11 protein-coding genes and 1 pseudogene are annotated in these 11457 nt (G+C 41.1%); 8 read left to right on the forward strand and 4 right to left on the reverse strand.

Going from position 1 to position 11457, the window contains the following annotated elements; all coding sequences use genetic code 11:
- Positions 1-120: 120 nt before the first annotated feature.
- Positions 121-390: pseudogene (locus tag MU515_RS16035) on the reverse strand (type VI secretion system ImpA family N-terminal domain-containing protein); the annotation flags it as partial.
- Between the two features lie 561 nt (positions 391-951).
- On the opposite strand from MU515_RS16035, the gene MU515_RS16040 reads away from it, so the two are divergent.
- The 7 genes from MU515_RS16040 (at position 952) to MU515_RS16070 (ending at position 7553) form a co-directional block, all read left to right on the forward strand.
- Positions 952-1551 carry a hypothetical protein gene (locus MU515_RS16040; RefSeq protein WP_260261403.1) on the forward strand — a complete coding sequence of 200 codons (600 nt, stop codon included), beginning with the start codon at positions 952-954 and terminating at the stop codon, positions 1549-1551.
- Between the two features lie 8 nt (positions 1552-1559).
- A complete protein-coding gene (gene tagH, locus MU515_RS16045) occupies positions 1560-2978 on the forward strand; it encodes a type VI secretion system-associated FHA domain protein TagH (protein ID WP_260261404.1) in 1419 nt (472 codons plus the stop codon).
- Positions 2971-3471 (forward strand): type VI secretion system lipoprotein TssJ, encoded by a 501-nt coding sequence (gene tssJ, locus MU515_RS16050; protein ID WP_260261405.1) that lies wholly within the window; start codon positions 2971-2973, stop codon positions 3469-3471. Before tagH ends, tssJ begins: the two co-directional genes overlap by 8 nt.
- 9 nt (positions 3472-3480) lie before the next feature.
- Positions 3481-4806 carry a type VI secretion system baseplate subunit TssK gene (gene tssK, locus MU515_RS16055; RefSeq protein ID WP_260261406.1) on the forward strand — a complete coding sequence of 442 codons (1326 nt, stop codon included), beginning with the start codon at positions 3481-3483 and terminating at the stop codon, positions 4804-4806.
- Positions 4803-5594, forward strand: a complete 792-nt coding sequence (gene icmH / locus MU515_RS16060; protein WP_260261407.1) for a type IVB secretion system protein IcmH/DotU — start codon at positions 4803-4805, stop codon at positions 5592-5594. Before tssK ends, icmH begins: the two co-directional genes overlap by 4 nt.
- Positions 5595-5759: 165 nt before the next feature.
- A complete protein-coding gene (locus MU515_RS16065) occupies positions 5760-6359 on the forward strand; it encodes an imm11 family protein (protein ID WP_260261408.1) in 600 nt (199 codons plus the stop codon).
- A gap of 720 nt (positions 6360-7079) precedes the next feature.
- Complete coding sequence (locus MU515_RS16070; RefSeq protein ID WP_260261409.1) at positions 7080-7553, forward strand: hypothetical protein; 474 nt, start codon at positions 7080-7082, stop codon at positions 7551-7553.
- 53 nt (positions 7554-7606) lie between these two features.
- On the opposite strand, the gene MU515_RS16075 is transcribed toward MU515_RS16070, so the two are convergent.
- Positions 7607-9367, reverse strand: a complete 1761-nt coding sequence (locus MU515_RS16075) for a methyl-accepting chemotaxis protein (protein ID WP_260261410.1) — start codon at positions 9365-9367, stop codon at positions 7607-7609.
- A gap of 119 nt (positions 9368-9486) precedes the next feature.
- Here MU515_RS16075 and MU515_RS16080 point away from each other — a divergent pair, with 119 nt between their 5' ends.
- Positions 9487-10095 carry a beta-phosphoglucomutase family hydrolase gene (locus MU515_RS16080; RefSeq protein ID WP_260261411.1) on the forward strand — a complete coding sequence of 203 codons (609 nt, stop codon included), beginning with the start codon at positions 9487-9489 and terminating at the stop codon, positions 10093-10095.
- 31 nt (positions 10096-10126) lie between these two features.
- Here the strand turns inward: MU515_RS16080 and MU515_RS16085 are convergent, their stop codons facing one another.
- Together MU515_RS16085 and MU515_RS16090 are read right to left on the reverse strand one after the other, a co-directional pair.
- Positions 10127-10270 carry a hypothetical protein gene (locus tag MU515_RS16085; RefSeq protein ID WP_260261412.1) on the reverse strand — a complete coding sequence of 48 codons (144 nt, stop codon included), beginning with the start codon at positions 10268-10270 and terminating at the stop codon, positions 10127-10129.
- A 177-nt stretch (positions 10271-10447) separates the two neighbouring features.
- Complete coding sequence (locus MU515_RS16090) at positions 10448-11323, reverse strand: AraC family transcriptional regulator (protein WP_260261413.1); 876 nt, start codon at positions 11321-11323, stop codon at positions 10448-10450.
- Positions 11324-11457 lie beyond the last annotated feature (134 nt).

Here is an 11457-nt window from a genome sequence, read left to right on the forward strand (position 1 = left end):
TTCAGGAAGTCAGAAGGGAGCGTGTCTGTACCAAGGAAGATGAATAAGGCTACGTGGGACAAAGATTATAGAGCAAAAGTTCTCTTTACATCAGCTTAACAAAGTACGTTCGCGCCCTTACAGAGAAGTTAGACCTTCAACTAACCCCTTAAGACCTTCGTTATGGGTTGCTGCAACGGTAAAGTAACAGCTGCATCGAAAATCTTTACTTTGTTTGGTTAATATTTCTTTTGAAAGAGATTGAACCGTTTTCCAAGATACATGGCCGGTTACTGTATTTAATTTATTTACTTGACGCTTAATTTCGTCGAAATCATTTAAACCATTTGGGTTTGTGCCACTAGGGGCATTTTTATCAATGGGTCGTTTAGCTAAGTCACTAAAGAACATTTTATAAATCCTAACGTTGTAATAATAGTGATTAACAATGCTTTAACAGGCATTGTGATTTGTTTTTTTGTTTTTTAGGCGGATTCTATAGTTAATTTAATTAATTGGAACGTTATAAAATAAAAATTTTATGGTATTTTGCTTTTGTGTGATTTCTGTTCCAACACTGAGACCTAAATGTAATTGACAAACTTGTTAGTTTGACGGGTCTCGGATTTGTTAATAATTTTTTTATGAATTATATGTATTTTATTGCATTTAATTTGATTGATAATGGCGAACTAAGCAGGGCAGTTGGGAGATAAAACGTAGAATGGTGTCATATTTTTTACGTGCGAGGAGAGGAGCTTATAGTGATCTACAATCGTATTTACTATTACTGTTGTTAATAAAGTTGTTAATTGCTCTATTTGGTTAGAATGTGAGTTTTAATAGTTATTTTGCTTAAATGGTTAGGTGATATGAATTATTTTTATGGCATATTTTAAACCATATTGAAAAATCAATTTAAGTTGCTATTGTTCGCCAATTAAAATAACGAGCGCTTTTTTGAGGTATGGAATGCTAAGGTTTAGCTTGGTTGGGTTGGTTATCACTAGTTGTCTGTCTTCTCCAGTTGTTTTCGCCAAAGGTGAACGATACGGAGCAGGAGTGAGTCAATTAACTTTAGAGAGTCATGATTACGATTATGGTTCTAGCGGTGAGCAAAACGCTTTACGCTATAGTTTGGTTCATACTCGCCCAATAGACGAAGACAATAACCGATGGCGCTGGTGGTTAGGGCTGAGTTATTTATCTGAATCAGTTCCTGCGCCTAATCGAGGTGTATATGAAGAAGTGAGTAACTTGGAACTACGTGCTGTACCCCAATACGCGTTAGGTTCTTGGAGCATTTTTACTCCTTATATTGGTGGCGGTGTTTCTTTAGGTTATTCGCAATATTCAAATCGTTGGAAGGTTGATGCCGGTGGTTATCGATTTGAACAATTAGAAGATAAACAAGATTTTGAGGTTGGTGCAGTAGTTGCAATCGGGAGTGTAATCAAACTTGGCAGCAATCCTGATGCGCATCTCCAGATAGTTCCTCAGATTTCTTACACCTTACCCTTAGTTAATGATGGGATTAAGGGCATCGAGCTTTCTGTTTCATTGCTATTCTAGGTGTAGAAATGCCATCTATCCGACTTACGTTATCCATCGCTAAATGCCCTGAAGAATACACGGGTGTTAAAAACTTAGAGCTACAAGAAAGTGGTGGCTCTATTGGTCGAGCTTCAAGCTGTACAATGCCTCTAGTGGACCATAATCGGTTCATTTCGGGTGTTCACTGTTTAATTACAGTTTACGGGGATACCTATTACATTAGTGATGTATCGACCAATGGTACCTTAGTCAATAGCAATAAAATTCTTAAAAATCAGCCTGTTTCTATTGTCGATGGAGATGTGATTTCATTGGGGCAATATGAAGTTATAGTTGCAATAGAAAAAGTGACTGTTGGGCAAGATATAGCAGCTGATATTGCACCGGAGCGAACATCTAACGATCCTCTAATTAATTTACCTAAACTGGAAGTTAAAGAAGAACAGGTTGGTGCTATCGACGAACTCTTCGCTGAAACAAAACCATGTGACATCCAAAGCAATGATCCTGTAGATCACTTGAAATTTGATTCTAGACGCGAAGAAGGTCATCTCATTAGAGATGAAGGTGAGCATGAGCCAACGAGTTCCTATGAAGTTCCAGTTCAGAATTCTCGTCAACTTTCTGATGACAGTTACAGTGTTCATTCTGAGTTTGATCTGCCAAATTTAATTCCAGAAGATTGGAATCAAACCGCCACAGCAAGCTCAGAGCCTGTCGAACCTTCAGTAAGTGTTCCGGAACAAGTGTCGGCAGTTCATCAACGTAACAGCAGAAATAGTGAACACGATCTGTCGCACTCAGTACATGGACAAAGGAGTACTTCTCGGTGGGAAGAAGTAACTCAATCTGTGATGGATCATTCTCCTACAACACCTCCTCCTGAAGAACAGCCTCAGTTAGTTGAAAATGATGACTCAGATGCTCTTGATGGAGTTGGTCTTAGTAAGGCGTTTTACGAAGGTTTAGGCGTTACCCCTCCTAATTTAGACAGTAACCAAGCTCTGTTATTCAAGCAGATGGGAATGTGCTTGCGTTTATGTATCGCTCGTATGCAAGATGAACTATATCACGCCGAATGCTTTAAGGAGGATCATGATGCTTCTCAGCGAGAAACGAACATAGTCGACTTAATGCTTGAACTTAACAGGCAACAACTGTTGACACCAAATGAACTTGTAGAACAAATGCTAGATGATTTAAGTCAGCACAACGTTAATTTTAACAAAGCAATCAGTGAATTAATCTCTGAGCAGTTTGAATCTAATGCTCCGGATAAGTTTGCAAAAGATATCAAAGCCCAATCATTCTACGTACCTAATACAGTCCTATGGAGCAAGTACTTAAAGTACTATTCTGAGCGACAAAATGGGCTAAGTGAAAGTGCGTTAAAAGAATTAATTAAAAATAGTTATCAAAAAGTGATCAAGGATATCCATGCGTAGAACTCTAATTTTACTTGGTTTAGCCATGCTTTCTGGTTGTTCAATGTGGGACCAATTTAAAGAATCCTCAGGTATCACACCAGAAACCTCATCAATAGAGCTTATTATCGAAGCAGATCAGGTCTTAAATGTGCGCAAAGGTGGAGAGCCTTCACCCGTTATACTGCGGATTCATGAGTTAACTTCTCCGGTATTGTTCCGTAATTTAGATTTTTTCTCACTTTTTGAGAATGACAAAGAGTCGTTAGGTGATGAGTACATAAAGCGCTATGAGTATCAGATCCAACCGGGTGAGAGTCTTCATGAGTTGCTGACACTTGATCCCGCTACACGTGCTGTAGGCTTCTCTGTCGCATTTCGCGAAATTAGCGGCTCTTCATGGCGAAAAGTAGAAGTGATTGAAGAAAAAAGCGAATACTTCATTCGGCTTAAGTTAGAAAGCAGTGAACTGATGTCTGACAATACGCGCGGTATTGAGCAAGTTTACTTTTAAGGAACACATATGTCTTTATACAATCCAGTAGTATGGCTAGATGGCATGTTCATGAAGCCACAGCACTTTCAGCAACTTGACCGTGCGCAGAGTAAGTTATCAAGTATGCTTAGTGCGAATACCTCTCCTTTATATTGGGGTATTAAACGCTTAGAGATCAACGTTGAATTATTGGCCTTGGGTAAAATAGGAATAACAAGAGCTGAAGGCATTTTGCAAGACCGTACCCCTTTTGAGCTTCCGCTCTTAGCAGAGTTACCTGAAGTAAAAGATGTTGATCCTTCTATCGCTGATAAGGTGGTTTATCTATGTTGCCCGCTACCGTCTGAACGTTCAGAGTTGTTTGGTACAGGTAAAGACGGTGCTCGATATAGTATGGAGTCACAAGATGCCGTTGATGCTTGTTATGACTCAGAAGATATGGCAAACATCATGGTGGGTAAGCTGAACTTTCGCTTAATGTATGATCATGAAGACAAAAGTGCTTATACTTCAATCCCGATCTTGAAGATCTCAGAAGTAAAACCTGATGGTAGCATTATTCTTGATGAAAGCTTCATTCCAACATGTATTGATATCCACGCTTCTGACGTATTAGGCAAGTTCACCACAGAGTTTGCGTCTATGTTGAAGCACAGAGCTGAATCAATAGTACAGCGTTTAGGGGCGGTTGATCAGCAAGGGGTTTCATCTGTTTCTGATTTTATGTTACTTCAAGCGCTTAACCGTTACGAACCTCTGTTTTGGCATTTTGCTAGCACCGAGGGAGTACACCCAGAGTCGTTGTATCGCATTTTACTGCAAGCTGAAGGTGAATTGTCTACGCTATGCTCATCGTCACGCCGGCCGGTTGAATTTATTAAATACAATCATGGTGATCTTACGTCTTGTTTATCTCATGTTCTTGATAGTACGAAAATGACGTTAAGTGTGATGTCTGAGCAACGCGCGATCCCACTACCGTTGAAAGACCAGAACTACGGAATTAGAACTGCCGCGATCCCTGATAGTAAGATAATTGATAATACGACGTTAATTCTTGCTGTAAAAGCAGATGTGACACTTGATATCTTGCATACTCAGTTTGTTAGTCAAACTAAGATTGGTTCAATCGATAACATTCGAGACCTCATTAACCTTCAGTTGCCAGGTATTGAAATTAAGCCTATGCCTGTTGTGCCGCGAGCTCTACCTTATCATGCGGGTTACACTTACTTTGAACTTGATAAAAGCAGTGAAGAGTGGGCTGCATTGAAGAAAAGCGCCGCAATTGCTGTTCATGTCGCAGGCGACTTCACCAATCTGTCACTACAGTTATGGGCAGTTCGTTTATGAGTTACGCAGAAACTGACGTTACCGTAGTTTTATTTCAACCAGAGCCTGGCAAGCCTATGGAGGTGATGCCAGCGCCAGATCTATCACGCAATATAGCTGTTCAAGACCTCAAACTGGACAAAATTGGTGTCAATCCATTAGTTGATCAGTTTTCTTGGTTAATTGCGAGTCTGACATGTATCACATCAATTCCATGGCTTGATGACCCAATGCCCTTCCGTGAACAGGTAGCTAGGGAAGTACGCAAGGGTGAACGTAAGCTAGATGAAATGGAACTCGATCGTGCCTCAATCCTTGTAATACGTTATTGCTTATGTGCTGCAATTGATGAGGCTATCTGCCGCCAAGAATGGGGAGCGAACAGTCAGTGGAGCCAAAATAGTTTGCTGTCTGAGTTTCACAATGAGACTTCTGGTGGCGATAAGTTCTTCGTAATTTTGGAGCGTTTAAAAGCAGACCCTAGAAAATACCGCTACGTAATTGAATTTCTCTACCTACTTTTACAGTTAGGTTTCCAAGGCAAATATGGTAGGGAAGAAAGAGGTAATGACAAGCTATCAGAGATAGGTAACACAATCTATCGTCTCGTACGTGATGAGAGATTAGTAGAGCAAGAAAAACTATCTTTGGTCAACTTGAAAGCTCAACCACTGAAAAATCCATTGAAAAAAGTAATGTCTCCAAAGTTAATCTTAGGAGTAAGTGCGGTGATTTTTGCTGCAATGTATGCAGTTACCTACATTGCTATAGATATGCAGTTTCAGAAGTTACTTAGCGTATATGGGTAGTGCTAACAACTTCGAATTGAGATTGTCTCTCCCATTTCCACTCGAAGCGCTACTTTTACTATTCGTTCAGTGAAGTCCATTAGTTATTTAGAGAGATCGCAACATGTAATCTCTTTTACTATTCAATAAATACCAATTAAATGGATTGGTTATGGGCGTAAATAAATGAAATACGACGACGAATACTACTTACTGATGGAAGATGCTTGTTCAGGGCCATATATGCTGAAACAAAGTAGAAAGTCAGACGAAGGGCTTGATCTTCTTTTCATGCGTTCAATTAAGCGTGAAGTGTTTGGTCGCGGGCATGTGCGAGTCACATGGGGAGATGATGGAAAATTCAGCCCTTGTGATTACCATGGACTACTTCCCTCGGGGCTTGTCTCCGATAAGTTCAAAGCCGTGTTAGATGCTTTTAACCTTCCAGGAGTCGACTTCTATGCAACCGACCTAGAGAATAACGGTAAAGTTTGGGACGATCGTTACCTTGTTCATATCTGGCAGAACCATCGAGCACTTCATCAAGGGAGATGCAAAATCGATGGCACTTTTGTTGATGATAGATTCACTTTAGAAAGTATGTCATTGGATGAAAGAGTTCTAGACAAAGTAGCGCTTGAAGAAAGGTTAGTATTCAGACTATACGAAAAACCGAAATACCTTTTTCATGAATCTGTAGTAGCGGCGCTTAAGGCTGCTGGTGTGACAGGAGTTCGTTATGTGAAAGTGAAAGACTGGGGCATTAGTAGTATCTTTGATTCTTAATCTTAATAGGTATCGGGTGCATTAAATTACGGCCTTTAATCATCATCTAAAGGTCATTTCACTTTCTGATTAAGGCGATAATAATGAAATTGTTATCGCCTTCCTAACACCTTGATACTCCGCTCACTTGTTGGTCAAACGTGAGAAGCTGTAAATGGACTTTCTTATCTTCATTCTGGGAAGGTTTTTATATCGTAAAGTCTCATCAGATCGCATCGCATATTACACTGACTCTAGAGCCTAACTCTATCACTGAGTGCCTAAGTAGGCTTAATACTCGAGCCGTAAGTGAGTACCAATGGAGTAAAATAAAAGAAGCGACACTGCTTGGTGTTCCCTTTAATCTGTTTGTTCAAACGCGACGCGTTAAGTACAGCAACAGCGGGAACAAAACAGAGCTAGCTAAAATTTGTCCTATTCGAAAAACTGCCCAGTCACCAATACCCAACCTTGATCGTCTTTGACCGACTTTGGCGCAAAACTTGAACTAATTCCGATGCTTTTATTCTATTAAAAAGCAGAATTTGCGCACCAAGTTAATGAAATAACGTAATAATTTATTGATGTCATCTACATGTGACTTTATGATGCGATGCTAATTTTTACTCTATCAATTGCACTTTTCGTCAACTACGTAATTGAACATAAACGTGGAGCAATAGGTTTGATTGCCGCCTTGTTAAAGGTGGCTGTTGGTACATCAGTAGGTAACATTTATTTATGGCAAATATAGACGCTGAAAAATACGCACAGTCCCAACCGGTCGAGATAAAAAACTACGTGGCGTTAGCTGCGTATACTATGACAGCTATCTCGTTATTTTTGAATTTCATTTCGTTTGACATTCATGGTTACTCTCATTCTATGACGGGAAGCGAACTGTTTGATTTACATTTAGCGTATTTGGGCGCTCTGGTGCTAGGCCTTGCATTAGCCGGTTATGGCGCGCCTAAACTGCTAGCCAAAGGGTATACATTAGCTTTGTTAGGTTACTTATATTATCAACTGTATCTAGTGATGCAGCATGCAAACCCTTTTGAAGATTTTACTAATCCCGATAGTGTGCAATTTGTTGATTCGGTTCAAGTTGTATGGAGTTACGTGGATATGCTCAGTATTGGTGGTTGGTTAGCAGTGATAGGAGTATTGCTGCTGAATCTGTTTTTAGTGCTCCCTTATAAAGAATCAAAGTAATAATTAATAAAACGCCAGCATTGAAGCTGGCGTTTTTTATTGGATGATGACGTTTATGCCGTCTTGAATTGGCTGACTGTTTTGTCCATTTCGGTTGCTTCGCAGGATACTTTATCCACTTCTTGTAAGCAATGATGAGCCGATTGTGTATTGCCATCAGAAATGGTGTTTAGCTCTGTGATTGAATCACTCACTTGCGTCATTACCGCGCCTTGTTCTTCAATCGCTGACGCGATGCGCTCAGAGTTAGCTTGAATGGCATGCATATCATTTAAAATCTGCTGCAAGCTTTGATCAAGCTCATCTGACCCAGTAAGAGTGTGGCGGCCTTGCTCAGAGCATTGGTCGATATCACTAATCACCGTACTCATTTGTGATTGGATTGACGTCACTACATTAGTAATTTCAGTCGTGGATTGGTGCGTGCGACTCGCTAATGCGCGAACTTCATCAGCAACCACGGCAAAGCCTCGGCCTTGTTCACCAGCACGTGCAGCTTCAATTGCGGCATTCAGCGCGAGTAGGTTAGTTTGCTCTGCAATGTCTTGAATGATGTTTACAGCATCGCCAATCTTGTCGACATGATGGTTTAATGACGTGATAGATTGCTGGCTGTTCGCCAATCTTTCTGACAGTTGACTGATGTTATCAACTGTTTCAACCACTACTTGGCGGCTTTTCTCTGCATTCTTCGATGCTTGATGAACGCCTTCTGCGGCTACAGAGGTGCTTTCAGAGATCTCACTAATAGTCGATACCATTTCCTGCACCGATGTCGCCATACTATTGGTATGGTCAGCTTGTACTTGGAATTGGCTGATGACGGTTTCCAGTTCATCATGCATGCGCGTTGTGCTGTGAGAAAGCTGATTTGATTTACTTTGAGTGCTAGAAAGAAGCTCGGCTAGTTTATCCAGAAGTTGATTAAAGTACTGACCTAGATTGGCCAGTTCATCTTTGCCGCTGACCTGAGCGCGCAATGACACATCGTTAGTATCGACAATCTGACGGATCACGCTAAGCAGCGCATCAATTTTAGACGTAATTGAGCGAACGATTTGAGCCACGAAAGCCAAAATGACGATTAAGGTAATCGCTACAACCGTGTGCTTAATGGTCGTTAAGCCAGAGATTGCTGTTTCTGTCTCAGATGCCAGTGTTGAGGAGAACGCCTTAAATTGTTCTTCAATGGTGTGGGACGCTTTGCGTGTTTCACCCAGTAGACCTTGGTTGTACTTTAGACCGATGATTTGCTTCTGCGCGATAACGGCACGAGAGGGGGCAAGTAAGATGTTGGCGTCAGCAGGCAGTAAGGCAGTGTCGAGTTTTCCGTGTTGAACTTGGTCATCAAAAGCGATCAGTTTAACCAGTTCATCCGCTGAAAGGGTTTGTTTGACTTGATACAAAGCTTGATTGTATTCGCCGATTAGGCCGCTTTTTTCATCCAAACCAAGTTTTTGAAATGCATTAACCAAAGCAACAAATGATTGTTGGTAGGTGGTAATATCAGAGCGAAGTTGAGCGCTAGTAGGCAAATTGCGCTGTTGTAGGATTGGTGATAACTCACCTTCAAGTGATTTAAACGTATCGATGTTAGCGCTAAATTTGGAGAGGTATTTCATATCCGAACGGAGCAGAAAGTCTTTTTCGTTACGGCGTAAGTTGAGCAAACGGACCTCAAGCTCTGTCGTGAGTTGGTTGGCCGTGTTGAGCTCGTTAGTGGTCTGCGCAAATTGGTTACTGGCAAACAGGATGGAAACAATGCCTAGCACCGCAGCGGTGCCAAGTAAGTAGAGTTTGGTCTTTATCTTCATAAAAATATCCGGCAAATTTACATTGTGCGTTTATTGTTATTCTAATTTATAAAACTATCAAAATAAGTATCGACAAGTAGCACGTTATCTTTAACTAATTCTCAGAAGTGGAAAAGTATATGCATCAGAATTTCGAGCAATACCGCGGATTTATCTTCGATATGGATGGCACCTTGCTTGATACCATGCCGGCACATCTAAAAGCGTGGCAAATAACGGCGAAAGAGTTTGGATTCCCTTTTGATCTTAATTGGTTACATGGTTTAGGAGGGATGCCGAGCAAAAAAATAGTGGCTGAGATAAACCGCGTTCATGGCCTAGATTTAACACCTGAAACTGTTTCTCAGTTCAAGATGAAGACGTTCGCGGAAAATTCTAATGACATATCCGTCATTAACGTTACCGAGCAAATATTACAGAAGTATTACAACTGCAAAGCAATAGCGATTGGCACAGGAAGTCAACGAGAAAGCGCGCAAAGGTTACTTACTCAAACCGGCGTTATCGATAAAATTGATGTGATCGTGGCGGCCAATGATGTTGTAGGGCATAAACCTGAGCCAGATACGTTTTTACTTGCCGCTGAACGTTTGAATCTCGAACCGGTTCAGTGTGTGGTGTTTGAAGATACCTTACTAGGGTTACAAGCTGCGCATGCCGCCGGAATGGATTGCTACCTAGTCGTAGGGGATTCACTAGAGTTTCATAAAAAAAGCCCAAACCAATAGGGGATGGTTTGGGCTTTTTAGAACCTAGTGTTTAGTTAAGTAACTCACCGTTTTGCTGTGCTTGCTTAACTAATGCCTGACGTTGAGCTTCCTTATCTGAAATTAATTTGCTTTCCTTTTCGTTGCCTAGTTCCTCATTCATAGGAACAAAAACAAAGTACTTATTAATTGTCATGGTAGAACCTCAATTTATAACTCACCTTTTTAGGGGCGGCCAATACTATAGATAGTTGGCCTGTATTGCTAGGTTTTGAATGTTAGTCGATGAGTTGCTATGCCACATCATCCACTATTGATAAATTGTAGGCGTAGATCACAGTATTATTAGGGTATGGATACGGTAAATAGGGTGCTAGATGAGCTTTCCACTGTGTGCTTGACGATACTGACGTGGTGTCATCCCCTTGTATTGTTTGAACAATCGGTTGAAGTTAGCTTGGTTTCGGTAACCGACGCTTTCCGCAATCAGGGCGATGGGGCGAGAGCTATTAGTGAGCATCTGAGCCGCTCGGCTTAGGCGTAGTTTTTTTAGGTATTGGCTAAAACTTTCGTTGAAATGAAGATCAAACAACCTGTGCACGCTGCTTTCACTACAACACAGTTCATTAGAAACGTCTGCCAGCGTAATCGCTTGTTGATAATGCGCATCAAGATAATTGATAAGCTTATCGATTTTCTCAGCGCTGTCAGGCTGCGGCTCGCTATGGGCGGGGCTCGTAAAAGTGAGTAGGCCACGCGGGTTTTTATCCGCCGCCAGTACCGCTAACACTTGGATTAATTTTGCTAATTGATTGATGGTATCGTCAAAAGATAGTGGCTGTTCTAATACTTTAATCAGCTTGTCGGCGGCTTGCTGAGAAAATTCGAGGCCATACTCAGCTCGCTTGAACAGATCTTCAAGTTTACGCAGTTCGCTACAGCTGAACATCATGCTAGATAGCCACTCTTTCTTTATCCATACCACATGGCGCTGAGCACGATGTGGCTGCTGGGAATCATTGAAAGAAAACGAATGTGGGGTGTTAGGGCCAATTAGCCACAAGGTATTGTGTGAGAAGTTTTGTTCAAGATGTCCAATTGAACCGATACCATCACAGTGGCGGTATAGTACCAGTTCATATTCGTGATGATAGTGCCAGTCACAAAATGACATATCGCCGATGATCGCCTTATATCGCCACGAACTACCGTGCCTTTGCGGAACTTTCTCTAAATTCGCGTTTTCCATATAGCGTCAATCCTTTGCCAATAGCCATCATCCAATGAAGAAATAGTACTAGAATGGTTAGATTATGCCAGTTGGTGACGTAAAAGTATCGTTATTAGACGGGCGAATATCATTACTTATTTATAAAAAGAGTA

It is taken from the genome of Vibrio intestinalis, from assembly GCF_025195085.2.
In the GTDB taxonomy this organism is placed as follows: Bacteria; Pseudomonadota; Gammaproteobacteria; order Enterobacterales; family Vibrionaceae; genus Vibrio; species Vibrio intestinalis.

What these genes read in the sequence shown, in the direction of transcription:
- tssJ (WP_260261405.1), top strand. Translation starts at nt 2,971, where the DNA reads ATGCGTAGAACTCTAATTTTACTTGGTTTAGCCATGCTTTCTGGTTGT.
- MU515_RS16090 (WP_260261413.1), bottom strand. Translation starts at nt 11,323, where the DNA reads ATGGAAAACGCGAATTTAGAGAAAGTTCCGCAAAGGCACGGTAGTTCG.
- MU515_RS16075 (WP_260261410.1), bottom strand. Translation starts at nt 9,367, where the DNA reads ATGAAGATAAAGACCAAACTCTACTTACTTGGCACCGCTGCGGTGCTA.
- MU515_RS16040 (WP_260261403.1), top strand. Translation starts at nt 952, where the DNA reads ATGCTAAGGTTTAGCTTGGTTGGGTTGGTTATCACTAGTTGTCTGTCT.
- MU515_RS16085 (WP_260261412.1), bottom strand. Translation starts at nt 10,270, where the DNA reads ATGACAATTAATAAGTACTTTGTTTTTGTTCCTATGAATGAGGAACTA.
- tssK (WP_260261406.1), top strand. Translation starts at nt 3,481, where the DNA reads ATGTCTTTATACAATCCAGTAGTATGGCTAGATGGCATGTTCATGAAG.
- icmH (WP_260261407.1), top strand. Translation starts at nt 4,803, where the DNA reads ATGAGTTACGCAGAAACTGACGTTACCGTAGTTTTATTTCAACCAGAG.
- MU515_RS16070 (WP_260261409.1), top strand. Translation starts at nt 7,080, where the DNA reads ATGGCAAATATAGACGCTGAAAAATACGCACAGTCCCAACCGGTCGAG.
- MU515_RS16080 (WP_260261411.1), top strand. Translation starts at nt 9,487, where the DNA reads ATGCATCAGAATTTCGAGCAATACCGCGGATTTATCTTCGATATGGAT.
- tagH (WP_260261404.1), top strand. Translation starts at nt 1,560, where the DNA reads ATGCCATCTATCCGACTTACGTTATCCATCGCTAAATGCCCTGAAGAA.
- MU515_RS16065 (WP_260261408.1), top strand. Translation starts at nt 5,760, where the DNA reads ATGAAATACGACGACGAATACTACTTACTGATGGAAGATGCTTGTTCA.